At 44.8% G+C, this 16,168-nt stretch carries 18 protein-coding genes and 1 pseudogene; 9 read left to right on the plus strand and 10 right to left on the minus strand.

The features are described 5' to 3' along the window. Positions 1-96 precede the first annotated feature (96 nt). The 4 genes from KNO76_RS09415 to KNO76_RS09430 all read right to left on the minus strand — a co-directional run bounded on the left by KNO76_RS09415 (position 97) and on the right by KNO76_RS09430 (position 3,470). Positions 97-315 (minus strand): FeoB-associated Cys-rich membrane protein, encoded by a 219-nt coding sequence (locus KNO76_RS09415; protein ID WP_214885038.1) that lies wholly within the window; start codon positions 313-315, stop codon positions 97-99. Positions 316-326: 11 nt separating this feature from the next. Next, positions 327-2,303: a ferrous iron transport protein B gene (gene feoB, locus KNO76_RS09420; RefSeq protein WP_214885039.1), complete on the minus strand. Its 1,977-nt coding sequence runs from the start codon at positions 2,301-2,303 to the stop codon at positions 327-329. Further along, positions 2,300-2,536 (minus strand): FeoA family protein, encoded by a 237-nt coding sequence (locus KNO76_RS09425; protein WP_214885041.1) that lies wholly within the window; start codon positions 2,534-2,536, stop codon positions 2,300-2,302. Before KNO76_RS09425 ends, feoB begins: the two co-directional genes overlap by 4 nt. A 145-nt stretch (positions 2,537-2,681) precedes the next feature. Next, positions 2,682-3,470, minus strand: a complete 789-nt coding sequence (locus KNO76_RS09430; RefSeq protein ID WP_214885043.1) for a pyrroline-5-carboxylate reductase family protein — start codon at positions 3,468-3,470, stop codon at positions 2,682-2,684. Between the two features lie 192 nt (positions 3,471-3,662). Between KNO76_RS09430 and yidD the strand changes: the two genes are divergently transcribed. Then, positions 3,663-3,932 carry a membrane protein insertion efficiency factor YidD gene (gene yidD, locus KNO76_RS09435; RefSeq protein WP_015880777.1) on the plus strand — a complete coding sequence of 90 codons (270 nt, stop codon included), beginning with the start codon at positions 3,663-3,665 and terminating at the stop codon, positions 3,930-3,932. A 130-nt stretch (positions 3,933-4,062) separates the two neighbouring features. Beyond that, positions 4,063-5,419, plus strand: a pseudogene (locus tag KNO76_RS09440) (alanine/glycine:cation symporter family protein). A gap of 17 nt (positions 5,420-5,436) precedes the next feature. Here the strand turns inward: KNO76_RS09440 and KNO76_RS09445 are convergent. After that, positions 5,437-5,802 carry a potassium channel family protein gene (locus KNO76_RS09445; protein WP_214885044.1) on the minus strand — a complete coding sequence of 122 codons (366 nt, stop codon included), beginning with the start codon at positions 5,800-5,802 and terminating at the stop codon, positions 5,437-5,439. A gap of 87 nt (positions 5,803-5,889) precedes the next feature. Between KNO76_RS09445 and KNO76_RS09450 the strand changes: the two genes are divergently transcribed. Further along, a complete protein-coding gene (locus KNO76_RS09450; RefSeq protein ID WP_214885046.1) occupies positions 5,890-7,128 on the plus strand; it encodes a cytochrome P450 in 1,239 nt (412 codons plus the stop codon). A 54-nt stretch (positions 7,129-7,182) separates the two neighbouring features. On the opposite strand, the gene KNO76_RS09455 is transcribed toward KNO76_RS09450, so the two are convergent. Beyond that, positions 7,183-7,932 carry a sugar nucleotide-binding protein gene (locus KNO76_RS09455; RefSeq protein ID WP_214703848.1) on the minus strand — a complete coding sequence of 250 codons (750 nt, stop codon included), beginning with the start codon at positions 7,930-7,932 and terminating at the stop codon, positions 7,183-7,185. A gap of 100 nt (positions 7,933-8,032) precedes the next feature. Here KNO76_RS09455 and KNO76_RS09460 point away from each other — a divergent pair, with 100 nt between their 5' ends. Both KNO76_RS09460 and KNO76_RS09465 read left to right on the plus strand, forming a co-directional pair. Further along, on the plus strand, positions 8,033-8,608 hold the full coding sequence (locus KNO76_RS09460) for a GNAT family N-acetyltransferase (protein ID WP_214703851.1): 576 nt from the start codon (positions 8,033-8,035) through the stop codon (positions 8,606-8,608). A gap of 73 nt (positions 8,609-8,681) precedes the next feature. Beyond that, a complete protein-coding gene (locus tag KNO76_RS09465; RefSeq protein WP_214885048.1) occupies positions 8,682-9,491 on the plus strand; it encodes a DUF368 domain-containing protein in 810 nt (269 codons plus the stop codon). Positions 9,492-9,529: 38 nt separating this feature from the next. On the opposite strand, the gene KNO76_RS09470 is transcribed toward KNO76_RS09465, so the two are convergent. Next, complete coding sequence (locus KNO76_RS09470; protein WP_214885049.1) at positions 9,530-10,084, minus strand: methyltransferase family protein; 555 nt, start codon at positions 10,082-10,084, stop codon at positions 9,530-9,532. A 169-nt stretch (positions 10,085-10,253) separates the two neighbouring features. Between KNO76_RS09470 and KNO76_RS09475 the strand changes: the two genes are divergently transcribed. Further along, on the plus strand, positions 10,254-11,300 hold the full coding sequence (locus KNO76_RS09475) for an NAD(P)/FAD-dependent oxidoreductase (RefSeq protein WP_214885051.1): 1,047 nt from the start codon (positions 10,254-10,256) through the stop codon (positions 11,298-11,300). 11 nt (positions 11,301-11,311) lie between these two features. Here KNO76_RS09475 and KNO76_RS09480 read toward each other — a convergent pair whose 3' ends face one another. Then, positions 11,312-11,725, minus strand: a complete 414-nt coding sequence (locus tag KNO76_RS09480) for a VOC family protein (RefSeq protein WP_407636720.1) — start codon at positions 11,723-11,725, stop codon at positions 11,312-11,314. A gap of 102 nt (positions 11,726-11,827) precedes the next feature. Here KNO76_RS09480 and KNO76_RS09485 point away from each other — a divergent pair, with 102 nt between their 5' ends. Further along, on the plus strand, positions 11,828-12,199 hold the full coding sequence (locus tag KNO76_RS09485) for a hypothetical protein (protein WP_214885053.1): 372 nt from the start codon (positions 11,828-11,830) through the stop codon (positions 12,197-12,199). A 65-nt stretch (positions 12,200-12,264) separates the two neighbouring features. Here the strand turns inward: KNO76_RS09485 and KNO76_RS09490 are convergent, their stop codons facing one another. After that, on the minus strand, positions 12,265-13,137 hold the full coding sequence (locus tag KNO76_RS09490; protein WP_214885056.1) for a hypothetical protein: 873 nt from the start codon (positions 13,135-13,137) through the stop codon (positions 12,265-12,267). 272 nt (positions 13,138-13,409) lie between these two features. On the opposite strand from KNO76_RS09490, the gene KNO76_RS09495 reads away from it, so the two are divergent. Beyond that, positions 13,410-13,637: a hypothetical protein gene (locus KNO76_RS09495; RefSeq protein ID WP_214885058.1), complete on the plus strand. Its 228-nt coding sequence runs from the start codon at positions 13,410-13,412 to the stop codon at positions 13,635-13,637. A 177-nt stretch (positions 13,638-13,814) separates the two neighbouring features. Here KNO76_RS09495 and KNO76_RS09500 read toward each other — a convergent pair whose 3' ends face one another. Further along, complete coding sequence (locus KNO76_RS09500; RefSeq protein WP_214885060.1) at positions 13,815-14,729, minus strand: hypothetical protein; 915 nt, start codon at positions 14,727-14,729, stop codon at positions 13,815-13,817. A 197-nt stretch (positions 14,730-14,926) separates the two neighbouring features. On the opposite strand from KNO76_RS09500, the gene KNO76_RS09505 reads away from it, so the two are divergent. Beyond that, complete coding sequence (locus tag KNO76_RS09505) at positions 14,927-16,114, plus strand: LCP family protein (protein ID WP_251127968.1); 1,188 nt, start codon at positions 14,927-14,929, stop codon at positions 16,112-16,114. The last annotated feature ends 54 nt before the right edge of the window (positions 16,115-16,168 follow it).

Genomic DNA, 16,168 nt, shown 5'->3' on the forward strand with positions numbered 1-16,168 from the left:
TTGGACTTTCAATGCCTTTGAATATTTGGTCATAAAAAACACCCCATAAAAGTTGGATTTTTCATGTCCAACTTTTATGGGGCAGTTCATCGGAATTCAGTCTTTTTTTGTATTTGAATTGAAAGCGGAAGAGTCTTTCTGAAGAGCCTCCGCAATGATTTTATCCCAATCTGCAGCATCACATGCCGTTGTACATGTAGGCTCAATCTCACATGTTGCACATTTTCCACCCTTTGCTTTCTGCGTGTAGCGGTAAAGGGAGAAGGCGGCATATCCAAAGACAACAGATCCGATAAGTAAGTCAAAGAATGGCATGGTGTTCCTCCTTACGCAAATCCGAACAGACGACCGACTTGATAAATGACAAGCGATACCACATAGGCAACCCCTAAGCCATATAAACTGGTGAACCATGTGAGTTTGGCACTCCCGACTTCACGACGTATGACAGCGACCGTCGCTAAACAAGGTACGTATAGCAAGACGAAGACCATGAAACTATACGCGCTGAGTGGCGTGAAGACTGGCAATAACGACTCAGATAAATCAGATTCGCTAACGGCATAGATAATCGCCATAGTGGAAACGACTACTTCCTTTGCTAAGAAGCCGGTAATGAGCGACGCGCCGGCTTGCCAAGTACCGAATCCGAGAGGAATGAGCAGAGTGGCGATTGCCCCACCAATCATAGCTAGAAAACTATCGTTCATGGGCACATCAAAACCGCCCGGGCCTGAATACGCAAGGAGCCAGATAAATACAGAGCCTCCAAAAATAAAAGTACCGGCTTTGCGAACGAATCCTTTGGCTTTTTGCCAAGTGCTGCGCCATAGAGTGAGTCCTTGGGGGACGCGGTATGGGGGTTGCTCTACGATGAATAAGCTCGTCTGATCTTCGGCAGCTAATGCTTTCGTAAATAGTTTTGCAGCAATCAAGGCGAGGAAAATGCCTAGCATATAAAGCGATAACACAACGAGAGCTTGATGAGCTGAGAAGAAACTAGCTGCAAACACAGCGTAAATCGGAAGCCGAGCCGAACATGACATGAATGGTGAGATGAAGATTGTGACGAGGCGTTCTCTCTCCTCTTCGACCGTCCGAGCTGCCATGATTCCAGGAACGTTGCAGCCAAATCCGATAATCATCGGGATAAAACTTTTTCCGTTCAGTCCGACGAGTTGCATGAAACGGTCCATCACGATGGCGACCCGCGCCATATATCCCGAGTCCTCTAAAAATGAGATGAAGAAAAAGAGGACAAAGATTTGTGGGACAAAGACTAATACCCCTCCGACACCTGCGATGACACCGTCTACGAGAAGTGCTTGAATGAATGACGAGGCACCTAAAGCATCCAATATCCAAAAGGTTCCTGATGTGATGGGGCCAGACAACAATCCGTCTAATAAATCGGAAAGGGGTGCGCCAATCCAATTAAACGTCACATGGAATAGCGTATAGAGTACCCCGAAAAAGATGGGCAGACCTAAGATAGGATGTGTCACAACCGCATCGATACGATCCGTCATCGTCACTTCTTGCATACGTTGATTTTCAATGACTTGATGTCGGATTTGTTTCGCCCAATCGCGACGACGTTCGGTGATATGGGCATGTGCAAAACGTCCGAGTGTCGCTTCGAGATCTTTACGGATGGCGACAATGTCTGGAGATGATGCTTCCAAATGGTCAACGACAATCCGGTTACCTGCTAAATATTGAATTGCAATCCATCGATCCGTTCTCGATAGACCTACCTCTCGAAGGATGCGTGCAATCGCTTCTTCGGTCTCTGGCCCATAGTTTAGTTCGAACGGTTGACGTTTTTCCATTTGAATCGATGAGAGTAAGACGTCACAACCATCACCTGTTCGTGCCGTAATCGGAAACACATCTACTTGAAGAAGTGTTTTTAATTTATCGAGATGGACATGCATCCCACGGCTTTCTGCGACGTCGACCATGTTTAAACCGATTTGAAGCGGACGTCCCATCTCTAGAAGTTGCAAAGTAAGTTGTAAGTTGCGTTCTAATTGTGAGGCATCGACAATATTGATCATCCCGTCAAACGGTTCATGCAATAAAAAACGGGAAACAATCGCTTCATCTGCCGAGAGCGGATCTAAATCATAAACCCCAGGCAAATCGATTAATTGTCCGACCTTCCCATGTAACTGACCGATTTTTTGTTCGATTGTAACCCCGGCCCAGTTGCCGACATGTGCGAATGAACCTGTTAATCGATTAAACAATGAAGTTTTACCTGTATTTGGATTGCCAATCAATGCGATACGTTGACTCATGGTACAATCACTCCGATTTTTTCGGCATCTGATCTTCGGATGGCGATAATTTGTTGATGATCTACTTGTTCAATGGTTAGCGGTCCTGAAAAAATAGCTCTGCGCTTCACACGTACCGAGCATCCCTCATAAAAACCAAGAGAAATCATTCGCCGGCACAAGCGATCATCAATTTTAGTCAAATCAGATAGAATGACGGTTTGATTCAACGCGACATGTCGTAATAGACTCATAAGTAACCTTCCCTATCTTTTGATAACGATTCTCATTCGTTATCTTATCATGTTCAAGGTGAAAGTGAAATATTGTTCATATAAAAAGTTATCTTTTATAAATAATAAGATCGAATGAACATAAAAAAGCGTAAACGAGTATCGTTTACGCTTCTTCAATCGTTTCATGATTTTCTTTGGCGCTCTCACGCAAAGCTGACGACATGACGTCGGCAAGGTCACGTTTGCGAAGTACACCGACACCTCGATCGGTCGGTCCGCCTGGGGCAGCCACGTCGGCAATCAATTCATTTGTCTCACGTGTTTCGTGTGACAGTAACTCTGCAGAACCTTTCATCGCCTGAGCGACAATTTGTCGCGCCGTCTGTTTATCGTATCCGACATCCGTCAAGACAGGGGTCATCGCACCGACGATTTCATAGAAGAAGGCTGGACTACAACCTGCAGCGGCCATAAAGGCGGACATCGTCTTCGCATCGGTGACGGCCGTTCGACCGACACGTTCAAAGAGAGAAGTCGCTTTATCGCGGTCGGTATCATCCGTTTCTGGACCAAACCATAGTCCCGTCATCCCGCTACGATACGCGACAGGTGTGTTTGGCATCGCGCATACGGCAGGAAGCCCTGAAGCTTCTTCTAATTGGCTCGGTTCGATGTGTGCCGCGACCGAGACGAGTAGTGGGGTCTTCCATTCTTTCGATTCTACGTACGGAATGACGCCATCTGGTTGCATCGCTAATACAACGATGTCATAGTCGTTGACGTTTTCGTCCTCGACGATTTGAACACCGAGTTCATCTTGTAGGAAGTGCAAACGTTCCCGGTCACTTCGGTTTGTCATTGTGATGTGTGTCGGTTCGACTCCCGATTCGATCCACCCGCGAACGAGCGCCTCACTCATCGATCCTGCACCGACCATTAATAATTGATTCATGATTCGTCACCTCTTCTTTTCGATTCGGTCAATAGTTATGTTGACTATCATAACAAACTTGCTCTCGAATATCGCCTATCTCGCTCATTTGTAAGGAGATGGAAAACAATCTGACACATGAAGCGATGAGCATGACAAACGATTCAAATCGCGCTATGATGGCACTAATTCAAAAGAGTGAGGCGAAATCACGTGAAACGTGTACTAGTTAAAGGAATTCAAGGATACCAGCGTTTTATCTCACCGTTGAAGCCACCGACATGTCGATTTTATCCGAGCTGTTCGCATTACGGAATTGAAGCGATTGAAAAACATGGGGCTGTCAAAGGGAGCTACTTAACAGCACGCCGACTCATCCGATGTCAACCGTTTCATCCGGGTGGGCTTGATTATGTACCGGATACATTTGATTGGAAAGCACCTTTGCAACGAGAGAAACCAGAATCACAGCGAGACGATTAAGTTCGTCTCGCTGTTATATATACAGGGATGTTGTTTATCCGTTGTTTTATCACAATATTTTTGCATTGTTATAAGTATTCTGAAAAAATAGAAGTGTACACTATTTTTTCGGGGAAGGGGATACAGTATGATGGAGCAATCATTTAGTGATTGGGTGAGTACAGCATCCAATTTCGTATGGGGACCACCGCTCTTGATCTTGCTTGTGGGGACAGGCATATACTTGACGGTGCGTTTAGGTGGGATTCAAATCACTAAGTTACCGTATGCATTGAAACTGGCGTTTTCGAAAAATCAAGATCAATCTTCTAAAGGGGATATCAGTCACTTCCAAGCACTCATGACCGCTCTTGCGGCGACCGTCGGTACGGGGAATATCGTTGGTGTCTCGACAGCAGTCGTGTTAGGAGGACCGGGCGCCATTGTTTGGATGTGGGTATCTGGATTCTTTGGAATGGCGACAAAGTACGCAGAAGCAGTACTTGCCGTCAAATACAGGGTGACCGATGAACGCGGTCAGATGGCCGGTGGGCCGATGTATTATCTTGAACGAGGATTGAATCAACGTTGGTTAGCGGTGGCGTTTGCAGCATTCGCTTCGATTGCGGCGTTCGGGATTGGAAACGGGGTCCAGACGAACTCGGTTGCGTTGGCACTAAAAACAACATTCGATGTACCACTCTACATATCAGGAATTCTCATTATGATTTTTACAGGTGCGGTCATTCTCGGGGGCGTACGTTCAATCGGGAAAGTTGTGAGTTATTTTGTTCCTGTCATGATTGTATTTTACTTAGGCAGCGGATTATTGATCATGTTCATGAACTACTCGCTTATTCCGGATGCGCTCGCACTCATTTTTAGCAGTACGTTCAGTGCGGAAGCAATCGGTGGGGGAGCTATCGGGGCGGCCATTCGATATGGTGTCGCGCGTGGTGTCTTCTCGAACGAAGCGGGTCTCGGTTCTGCTCCGATCGCAGCGGCTGCGGCGAAGACGGATATGCCGGGTCGTCAGGCGCTCGTCTCAATGACGCAAGTCTTCTTAGACACGCTTGTTGTCTGTTCGGTGACCGGTTTGACGCTCGTCATGGGTGGGCAAATCGGGACAGGACTTGAAGGGGTCGAATTGACTTCCGCTACATTTGAATTGTTCCTCGGTCCGGCGGGTGGCTACATTGTCACGATCGGACTCGTCTTATTCGCCTATTCGACCGTGCTCGGTTGGTCGTATTACGGAGAACGTTCCATCCACTACTTGTTTGGGCAAAAGTCGATTCTTCCATATCGGATTGCTTTCGTCCTCGTCGCCGGACTCGGTGCGATGACGACCAACTTGAACTTGGTTGGTATGGGCGTTATCCGACGTCTTTAACGGCTTGATGGCCATCCCGAACTTAATTGGCCTCTTGTTCTTGTCGGGCGTCGTCATCGCCGAGACGAAGCGATTTAATCAACAGCTTGAGATTGAAAATCGAAAAGTGTCCTAGACATATAGACGCCATCCTCACGGATCAGAGGGTGGCGTCTTTTGTTTTGCTTCTATTTCATCGATTCTCGCTTTTTGTAGGTGATCGAATACTCTTGTGATGAATCCGACCATAATACCAACGCCGGTGATCACATAACCAATCGTGAATATTTTTCCAATATCGGTCTGCAGGGCAAAATCACCGTATCCGATGGTTGTCAAGGTGATGACACTGAAGTAAAGTGCATCCAACCAACGCATCGCCTCGAAGCGGGTGTAAAAAAGTGTACCAGATAGGACTGTGAGGAAGGCGAGACTGAACAGGACCTGAAACTCAGGATCGCGAAGCCCGCGCCAAATTCCGCGAACAATTCGGCGTAGTGTCAGTAAGAATGGTAACATGTCACTCGCTCCTTTCGATATTAGGTTTGTTCGCTAACAACACGGGAACATCCTTTATAGTTCAAAAAAAGAGAAAGGGTGAGTTGAATGGGGAAAGTCATACCGAAACAGGAAGGGATTGACCACAGTGTCGATTTTTTACGAGAGGGATATTTGTTCGTCGCCAATCGACGCAAAAGTTTTCAATCAGACATCTTTGAGACTCGTTTACTCGGGGAACGTGTGATTTGTGTTGGGGGTAAAGAGGCTGCAGAGGTGTTTTATGATGCCGACAAATTTATGCGTCAAGACGCGGCGCCAAAACGTCTCCTTAAAACGTTATTTGGGGAAGATGGTGTCCAAACATTAGATGGAGCGGCGCATACGCATCGAAAACACATGTTCATGTCACTGATGACGAAAGAGAATATTGATCGATTGCTCCGATTGACGCATCGCGAGTGGAAACAAATCGAACAAAACGAAGAGGAAGTCGTCTTATATGATGTGTCTCAACAGGTGTTGATGAAGGCAGTATGTGAGTGGGCTGGGGTTCCGCTTGCGCCAGAAGAAGTAGTAAGACGAACAGACGAGATGAGATTATTATTCGAATCCGGCACGTCCCTTGGGCCAACGTATTTGCAAGGGCGCAAAGCGAGGGCTTCGGCTGAATCTTGGATTCGTCAAATGGTAAAAGAAGTACGGACGAACCGATTACTGCCGAACGAACAGACGGCGCTTTATGAGTTTTCGTGGCATCGAGACGAGTCAGGCGAATTGTTACCTGAAGAAGTCGTGGCTGTTGAAGTGTTAAATATTCTACGCCCGACTGTCGCAATCTCTGTCTATATTCTCTTTACTGTCCTGGCATTACATCAGTTCCCGAACGAGACGGAACAAGTGAGGCAAGGTATGCTTACAAAAACCGAGTTCGTCCAAGAAGTGAGACGGTTCTATCCATTCTTCCCTGTAGCGGCAGCTCGTGTCAAATCGGACTTTGAATGGAACGGATATACGTTTTCCGAAGGCACGCTCACGCTATTAGACTTGTATGGAACGAACCATGACTCATCCATTTGGACGGAGCCTGATCGGTTTGATCCCTATCGCTTTAAGGACTGGAAAGAGAGTCCGTTCAACTTTATCCCACAAGGAGGGGGAAATGTGGACTTTGGACATCGTTGTGCTGGAGAACATGTAACGATTGCAGTACTAGAACAAGTCATCGAACTGTTTACAGAGGAGTTTTCCTACACGGTTCCTCCTCAAGACTTGAGTTATAGCTTTGTGGATATGCCGAGTCTTCCGAAAAGTAAACTGCGATTGGCCGATGTGAAACGAATCTAATTAAGAACCCGTCTACTCTTGATCATCGAGCAGGCGGGTTTTGTCGTATAGGATTCATTTGGTTTGCAGATTCAAGCGTTTTGAAATCGGACGAATGGATACAGATGAATCAATCATCCGATTGTCTCGTTTCGGTTCATCTGTACTTTCGATTTGCCAATCCGCATCGTGAAGTTCTTTTAACCCTACCGCAATGTCGTACAAGGAATAGTTTGCGTTGCCGTTTAATTGATAGATTCCAGGACTACGTTTTGTCAAAATTTCGAATAAAGCGTCTGCTGTATCCGGTAAAAATGAGCAAGACGGATACCAATGCTCACTCGCTTGAATGACACCTCGTTGTTTCATCTCGTTTGTAAAGTAGTCCATCATATTATTCGATCCGGCCTCTTCTCCGATTTGCCATCCGAGACGGACGATTTGTGCACCTGGATTGACGCGAACAATCGCACGTTCACAATCACGCTTATACCGCCCATAGTCATCTTCCGCATCTGGTGAGGTGTCCGGTGTAATTGGTCCGGTTACATCGTCTGAAAAAATGGAGACGGTACTCGTGAACAGAAACGGAATATTTTTCTCTGCACATAATCGAGCGAGTGTCTCGGCCCATTCCACTGCACCCATACCGATATGTAAAAAATAATCAGGACGGATACTATCGATAAATCGTCGCATCTCCTCTTCATTCGTCGTTGACACACGTTCACGGTCCCACGCAACTCCTTCAATTCCATGGCGCTGTAACGTATCGGCGACGACTGGTGCTACAGTACCGTTCATTCCAGTAATGATTGCTTTCATTTTGATTCGCTCCTTTCACTCTATATGATGCCACAAAACGAGTGTGGACAAACAATCGATGTGTGCGGCTATGCTAGACTAGAGGGTGGAGGGATCAATCATGAATATTCGACAAGCAACGAAACAAGACAGTAAACAGATTGCGCCACTCATGTATCAAGCAATTCATGAGATTGCGTACACGTTAACAGCGTCAAAAAATACAAGTGAAGTCTTGGAAGGTCTTGCGGGTTGGGTGGAGCATCCGAAAAATCGCTTGAGTCACAAAAATATTTGGGTGGCCGATGTGGAAGGTGAAGTGGCCGGGATAATCATTTCGTACCGTGGAGACGAAGCAGAGGAGCTAGATCGTCCGATTCGAGAATGGTTGAAGGCACGTGGAAGTGAGGAAGAGTTGGACGTTGAAACGGAAGGGCACGTTCAGTACATCGACTCACTCGCTGTCGCAGAGGCGTTTGGAGGACAAGGAATTGGGACGAAGTTAATCGAACATATTTGTACAGTCGCGGAAGAGCATCGTGTTCCGGCGGTCACATTAAATGTGGACCAAGAAAATGTTGCGGCGCATCGCTTATATACACGTCTCGGATTCCAAAAAGAAAAAGAAATCAATATTTCCGGGGCGAAATTTGACTATATGAAAAAAGAAATCAACTCGCCTCCTTTCTCAGTCTAAAAGCGGATGCGTAAACCGTTCTTCTCGACTATACTAAGTGCTTGAGGAAAGATATACGCAAAGGAGATACGTTATGGAGTGGAAAAATATTTGGCGAGGGATGGCCATGGGAACAAGTGATTTGATTCCAGGTGTCAGTGGCGGCACCATCGCAGTCATTTTAGGTATCTACGATCAACTCATCGAAGCAATCAGCGGCGTGTTTAGCCGATATTGGAAGAAATATATCGGGTTCTTAATTCCATTGGCAGTTGGAATGGGGACAGCCATTATCGTCCTAAGTCGAATCATCGAATACTTATTACTTGAGTATTATGCACCGACACAGTTTTTCTTTATCGGACTGATTTTAGGGATTATTCCATTGTTATTCATGGAATTCAAATCGCGCGCATCGATTCGCCCGATTCATGTCATCGCAATGACGTTGGCAATGTTACTCGTGGCTAGTATGGCATTTCTTAATCCGGTTGATTCATCAATCATTACCGACATGACGTTCGGGACAGTGCTTCTATTATTCTTATCTGGATGGTTAGGCAGTATGGCTATGCTGCTTCCCGGTATTAGTGGTTCATTCGTCTTGTTGCTGATTGGGGTGTATCCAACGGTTATCAGCGCCATTTCAAACTTTAACCTGTTGATTATCGGGATTGTTGGTGCAGGAGTGGCAGTCGGCTTTATTGTGAGTAGTAAAGTCATCCGCTACTTGCTAGCGAATTTCCCTGGAATGACGTTTTCAGTCATTATCGGATTAGTGATTGGTTCGCTCGCCGTCGTGTTTCCAGGAGTTCCGGCTTCCGGTCTTATATGGGTACTTAGTATCGTCGCGTTTATCGCAGGTGTTATTGTCGTCCGATTACTCAGTAGATATTCTGCTTAAATAGTCAAGGAGTCCGGTTCATTTTCCGGACTCCTTTTTTAATAGATAAAGGGGAATAAACGTTTGCGTGACTTCGACCAAGTACGGTAGGCTTGCCCAAAGTGACGAATCAGCATTCCTTCTTCGATGTGAATCCGGTATAGTAACGCCAGTGATGTTATACCCGCACCGATTAATGCGATGACCCAATGGAGAAAATATAGAGAAAATCCGAACGTGATCAGTAACAAGCCTGTATACAACGGATGACGCAAATAGCGATACGGTCCTGAGCTGACGAGCTCATCTTCAGGTCGAACGACGACGTGTCGAGTAAATTGGTGACGGAGGTGTAAAATTCCCCAATATCGTAAGGACACACCGGCTATGTAAAATGTAAGTCCAATCATTTGTTGAGTGATTGATGGAGGCGTTTCAAAAACAACAGAAGATATGATGGATAACGAAAAGACAGCAATCATCGTTGCTGCTACGAAATAAAAGCTTTTCCGCTCGACCGATCCATCTGTTGCCTCTTTCCGATTACGAAATCGCCATACTTCCACAATCCAAAAACAGGACACGATGATCAATATGATATCCATCCATTCCATAGTACACACCCTTCCCTCTAATTCATCTTTCATTACCCGACCTTCGCATAAGAAAAACCAAATGAGCATCACCGACTTACGAAAATGATTTGTCAAAGGGAGGAAAACGAGTTATCATCTAATGAGAATGATTATCATTTTTACATATAGAGAGAGGAAGGGTGCGACGATGAACGAGGAAGTATTCGACGTGACGATTATCGGTGGGGGACCTGCCGGATTATATGCCGCTTTTTACAGCGGTTTACGAGGCATGAAGACGAAAATCATCGAATTTCAACCTTTTTTAGGCGGAAAAGTGCACGTGTATCCGGAAAAGATGGTCTGGGATGTAGGTGGACTCCTTCCGACAACAGGTGCGAATCTGATTGATCAGCTAGTCGAGCAAGGCCTCACATTTTCTCCAACGGTTCATCTTGGCGAGAAAGTAGAGTCGATTTCGAAACACCAAGACGGATTGTTTAGAATCGATACGACGAATGGGCATCACGTATCGAAAACCGTCATCGTCGCAACCGGAAGCGGGATTCTCAAGCCTCATAAAATCGAAGTGAGCGGAGCGGAACGATTCGAATTGTCAAATCTTCATTATACGGTCAAATCGCTTGAACGCTTCAAAGGGAAGCGCGTCTTAATTTCCGGTGGAGGCAATAGTGCTGTTGATTGGGCCGATGCCCTTGAGCCGATTGCAGAACAGGTCGTACTGACGTATCGAAAAGAAGAACTCGGTGGACATGAGGCACAAGTCGAGAAGATTAAACAGAGTCGGGTTGATTGTTGCCCACAATCTAAAGTGACGGATTTGATTTCTCACGATGGGAGATCGATTCAGCAAGTATGTTTGACACATGTAGAAACAGGTAAGTCGCGTGTGATCGATGTGGATGAAGTAGTGATTAATCACGGGTACGAGCAAGATACGGAGTTGCTTCGTCACAGTGATTTACAGGTAGAAATGAAGGATGGATTTTATGTAAAAGGCAATTCAGGTAGCGAGTCATCCGTATCGGGATTATACGCTGCCGGTGACATCCTCACACATGAAGGGAAAGTACATCTTATCGCGGGAGCGTTTCAAGATGCTGCGAATGCGGTAAACCGGGCCAAAACATACATTGACCCGAATGCGACCGCAACGGCAATGGTGTCCTCTCATAACGAACGATTAAAAGAAAAGAACTGTCAACTGATAGAAGAAACCATGATGAAGCGGTAAGAGGGACACTCTTACTGCTTTTCTGTAGGATAATCACAAAGTTCGGTGATCACGCCACCTGAATGACGCGGATCCATATAGATTAATCGTCGACCTTTAGCGGTCGTACGAAGCGTATCCTCTAAAAACGTGATTCCGTTTTGCATGTGTTTGGTAATGGCTTGATCTAAATCGTCCACGCGGTAAGCGATGTGATGGACCCCTTTCCCTCGAGCTTTCATAAACCGGGCAATCGGACTCGTATTACTTGTCGGACGTAGTAATTCGATAACATCTTCCCCGATGTGGATAACGGCTAACTCGGTTTCGACCCCGGTAGCCGTATTTGTATAGCGATCCATGAGTTCTCCGCCTAACACGGTCGTATAAAAGGTGATCGCCTCGTCTAAATCTCGAACGGCGATTCCTGTATGGTCGATTTGCATAAACATTCCTCCTCACTCTTCAGTTTGCCTAAAGTTGAACAAAATGTCACTTCACAACGTTTCAAGCATATCCGATATAATAGGAGAGGGAGGGACAGCGAAATGAACGGAAAAATCACTACGGGTTTGCTGGGCACTTTCGCCTTGGTATCATTTGTGTTTGGACTCTCACTTGCGACATTTGTCGACTATCGCATCAATGAAGAACAGGTTGTCCTTGAACGGTTAACTACCCATAAACAGATTGGTCCGACGGAGTTGCTGTCTACCGAAGTCGACTTTCATTTGAATGGATCAAATTATGCGATTCGTTTCAAAGATGAGCCAAACATCACGTATTGGTTCAATGTTGTCGACCGCAAAATCAAATTCGATCGGATTGAATCGCTCGATTTGAGAGACACGGGACTTCGGACAGAACTGTTTGAAGAGATGCCACCTTTAGCGATGGAGTCGACAACCGCTGCAGAATGAAAGACGTTGAACGAACAACTTTTTCCTGTGAGAAAGAGTTGATTTGCTCGACGTCTTTTAGCGTTTTATGAATAGAGCGGGGTCGGCGGCACCTGTTGCGTGTAAGTTAATCCGCTGACAGAAGATGCTTGAGCACCGTGTTTTTGGAGCGCAAAGGTCAAGTCGGTTTGCAAATTGGTCGTGGAAATGTGAGCCTCTTCGATATATCGAAGATTATAGAAAAACTTTTGTTGCAGAAACGAAATGGCTTCCCGTACAAACGGTTCGTCACATTCTAAGTGGATTTCTTGTACGAACACATGGTACATTCGTAATCTTACTTTCATAATCCCAATTGGGCGGTGACACCAACGTAACATATAGAACAATGTATGCTGGCGCATTTCATTCGTAAACTGTTGGTCTGTCATAGGGACCGCTTCCGGAAGAACATAATAAGATGTATTTCGAAATTCGATCCATTCGTTTCTTCTGGAATAATCAATCAAATCTAGCGTCCAATATGTATGTGATCCTTTCTCGCATGGGAGTAATGGCAAATGATACGTAGTCGTTTGATGATACTTTTGGAATCCGGATGCCTCATATATTCGAAGTTTATCTTGATTGTGATAGTCGTTTTCGTGTAAATAGTAAGTTATCATGTGCTTTGTTTCCCGACTTCTCTCATATAAAATTCGATCGAGTAATCCGCGGAAAACATGACGATCATCGTATGCCGATTTTGAAAGTTGAATGATTTGAAATTCTTCAAGATGTTCGTCGTTTGCGACGACGGAGGCTAGTGGGGTATGTTCGTTTAATGCGACATAGACGTGGTGATGAGAAGGCGGGGAGAGAAGTAAAGGTGCCTGGCTAAATGGATATAATGACTGAATGGAAGTGCGTTCATGCAACGGTAATTGTCTACATTCCACAAAACGTAGCGCTCGTTTCACAAAGAATCCTTCTTTCTATATTGGATGGTACGTACACCTAAATTGTAAGCGCTTCCTTATATTATCGTGTGTGGCATTGTGATGACATCTAACTTAAGAAAAAATCAAACCTTCTAGAAAAAGGTTTGAGTAAAATAGAAGATATACGTTTAATACAGTAAAATATGATTCACCTGAGCGCTGATGTGTGAGTTTCATCAAAAGTCATCCGTAACGAACCGATGAAACATGCTATACTTAATCACAATGAAACCATATATTAGGAGTATAAAATGAAATACGTTTATTACATGATACTGGCTTTTGTACTTTTGATGACAGGCACACCATCTCCAGCGCTAGCTGAAAAAGAACCAGTGGTCATTCATGAAAATATCATTATCGAAGAAGACGTAGAAATTCATGAGGGATTTCAATCACCAAATGAAATGATTTATTTGTTCGTACTCATCGTATTATTATCAGTCATCGGACTTGGGATAATGAATACGATTGAATAACGTGAAAACGTTCACAAAAATGCAATAAGTAGTTTGGTAACGTTTACAATCATTCGCTTATACTTGTACGTGTAGGAAGGAAGTTCTGCACCAACTTTCTGTCCTCCTTTCAAATGAACACCCCTCGTTCATATCATGTATTGGAGTCAATCGATCTCATCGATTGACTCCCTTTTTCTATAAACGAATTCGCTTTTCTTTTGCTAACCGCTTTAACCGTTTTGTCTCGTCTGTATGTCCGTGACTTTCTAGAAAGTCGACATATACTTGAAATGGTTCGGAGCGATGAGAAAAGAACGGAATATATTCTGAAAACAGTTTTTGTTCCGCTTCTTTTAATTTCCCTTCAGAGACAAGAAGGCGAAGCTCTAACATTTTGAGTGCCTGGTAGTTTTCCAGTTCGGTATCTTCTATCTGAGACTTCTCTAAAGTACGGTCACAAAGTTTTAGGAGACGGGAGTGGAGGATTTTTCTTGAGTTGGTGTGACTATGTTCGATGGACAACGTTGAAAGTAAATCAATTCTTGTGGAATCGACATCTTTTGGGACATGAAGAGCAGTGTATAAGGCGCGGTCAATCCAGACGGTATCAATCGGAGCATCTAGTTGATAGTAATGAATGAGTTTTTGAAGCATGGTGACTTGTGAAATTTTTAAAAGGCGGAATGGGTCGCTCGTTGAAAAGAGCGGTTCTTCTCCGGCCGACGTAGACAGAAGGTAAAACATTTCTTCATACATCATACGCGCTTCTGTATACTCTTCTGCGTAGTGGGATAAATCACGAATGATTTTTTTGGCGTGGATGTACCAATTTTTTTGGTCACGCTCTGACATCACCTGATTCGGGCGAATATATAAATATTCATATGCGGAGTCAACAAAGCGTTCAGCCAGCGTAATCGTTTGCGAGAGCGAATGCCGTTCTTCCGAATGCTTTTTTTCTTTATAGCGTGTGAACTGGCTAATCATGAAATCAAAATCTTGATCATCAATCACATCTTTAGGAGTATGACGATACATTTCGACGAGTAAATCGCGTAACGTCGTCTCACCGTATTGCTCCAATAACATGCGTAATTTTCCGACACGCATCAGCTCTCCTCCTTTCGGTCATTTCTTATTACACCGTTTCTTGATTTGGGCAAACACCAATTATTATTCCTTTCCCGGTTTTCATCTGAAACAATCATTTGGTCTCATGCTTAAGACGGATTTTCATAAGAAACGTTGTCAGATGAAGGCAGGTTCGGGATAATAGAGAAAAATTGATAAAGTTGAGGATTATAATGATGAAAGATGAACAACATTTATCGCGTGTCGAACGTAGAAAACGCGAATTAGAACAACAAGAAATCGAATCGTCTCATGTGGACCGTGGTCAACCGGACGAACTATCTATACATGAACAACGGCGTGAACAGGCGACACGTCAATCCGAACATCCATTTTTAAATGAACATATGAAAGATTCTTCAAAACCGAAAAATGGAACGGTGAAGCCACGTCGGAAACGATCGCCCCGTATCTCATTATTTTCGAAACGGAAATCATCTCGTTCGAAATCACAGCATGCGACGAGACAATCAGAATCATCTACTCCCACAAAACGAGAAATGTCTCATTCTTCTAAACAGCCAACGAAACGGAAGCGTAAATGGAAGGGGAAAGTTGCCCTTTTCCTACTTGTGATTCTACTAGTCGTTGGATATATGGCGACATCTCCCTTCACATTCCTCATCATGGGAAGCGACGCACGGGTTGGTGAGTCACTCTCGGGATCTCGTACGGACTCCTTGCAGTTGATGGAATTCGTACCACGCTCTGGTACTGTTCAGAATGTATCGATTCCACGGGATACGTATACGGCCATCCCATGTGAACCTGAACGGGAAGGTGACAAAATTACGCATGCGTTCGCATTCGGTGGTGTAGAGTGTACGGTTGGTGCCGTGGAAGGACTGACTGATGCCTCGGTCGATGGACAAGTCGTCATCACGTTCGAATCGTTTATGGAATTGATTGATTTGATCGGTGGGGTGAACGTCACGGCAACGCATTCGTTTAGTGAGAAAGGGTTCAACCAAACGTATGAATATACGGAAGGCGTTTCCTATGCGATGGATGGAGACATGGCATTGGCGTATGCGAGACACCGTAAATCTGATACAGATGGGGCTCGTTCGAATCGTCAAACGGAGGTCATGACGGCTGTCGCAGAAAAACTGGCAAGTCCTTCAGGATGGACGAAAATTCCGGCGACATACCGCTTTATGAAAGAAGAGATGGGGCTTAAGATGAACGTCATGCAAATGGCTTCTGTCGGATTGACGATGATTTCGAATCCGGAGGTAAATAAAATGCAAGTCGAAGGTCAGGATGCCTATATCAACAACGTCTATTACTATGAACCGTTAGAAAAGAGTGTCCAGACGATTCGAGATGCTCTTGATTTATCTATTTGGGGTACTGTCAGATAATTTTAAGAAAAGGGTTTGATTCTGACTTGAAAGAGGAATTTTAAACAAATGAAC

The organism is Exiguobacterium sp. s101 (assembly GCF_018617835.1).
In the GTDB taxonomy this organism is placed as follows: domain Bacteria; phylum Bacillota; class Bacilli; order Exiguobacteriales; family Exiguobacteriaceae; genus Exiguobacterium; species Exiguobacterium marinum.

Bases quoted from the DNA above. Each gene is read 5' to 3' on its own strand.
- KNO76_RS09460 (WP_214703851.1), top strand. From the start codon at position 8,033: ATGAATATTCGACAAGCAACGAAACAAGACAGTAAACAGATTGCGCCA.
- KNO76_RS09415 (WP_214885038.1), bottom strand. From the start codon at position 315: ATGCCATTCTTTGACTTACTTATCGGATCTGTTGTCTTTGGATATGCC.
- KNO76_RS09495 (WP_214885058.1), top strand. From the start codon at position 13,410: ATGAAATACGTTTATTACATGATACTGGCTTTTGTACTTTTGATGACA.
- KNO76_RS09505 (WP_251127968.1), top strand. From the start codon at position 14,927: ATGAAAGATGAACAACATTTATCGCGTGTCGAACGTAGAAAACGCGAA.
- KNO76_RS09470 (WP_214885049.1), bottom strand. From the start codon at position 10,084: ATGGAATGGATGGATATCATATTGATCATCGTGTCCTGTTTTTGGATT.
- KNO76_RS09455 (WP_214703848.1), bottom strand. From the start codon at position 7,932: ATGAAAGCAATCATTACTGGAATGAACGGTACTGTAGCACCAGTCGTC.
- KNO76_RS09450 (WP_214885046.1), top strand. From the start codon at position 5,890: ATGGGGAAAGTCATACCGAAACAGGAAGGGATTGACCACAGTGTCGAT.
- KNO76_RS09485 (WP_214885053.1), top strand. From the start codon at position 11,828: ATGAACGGAAAAATCACTACGGGTTTGCTGGGCACTTTCGCCTTGGTA.
- KNO76_RS09480 (WP_407636720.1), bottom strand. From the start codon at position 11,725: ATGCAAATCGACCATACAGGAATCGCCGTTCGAGATTTAGACGAGGCG.
- KNO76_RS09475 (WP_214885051.1), top strand. From the start codon at position 10,254: ATGAACGAGGAAGTATTCGACGTGACGATTATCGGTGGGGGACCTGCC.
- KNO76_RS09425 (WP_214885041.1), bottom strand. From the start codon at position 2,536: ATGAGTCTATTACGACATGTCGCGTTGAATCAAACCGTCATTCTATCT.
- feoB (WP_214885039.1), bottom strand. From the start codon at position 2,303: ATGAGTCAACGTATCGCATTGATTGGCAATCCAAATACAGGTAAAACT.
- KNO76_RS09445 (WP_214885044.1), bottom strand. From the start codon at position 5,802: ATGTTACCATTCTTACTGACACTACGCCGAATTGTTCGCGGAATTTGG.
- KNO76_RS09500 (WP_214885060.1), bottom strand. From the start codon at position 14,729: ATGCGTGTCGGAAAATTACGCATGTTATTGGAGCAATACGGTGAGACG.
- KNO76_RS09430 (WP_214885043.1), bottom strand. From the start codon at position 3,470: ATGAATCAATTATTAATGGTCGGTGCAGGATCGATGAGTGAGGCGCTC.
- KNO76_RS09465 (WP_214885048.1), top strand. From the start codon at position 8,682: ATGGAGTGGAAAAATATTTGGCGAGGGATGGCCATGGGAACAAGTGAT.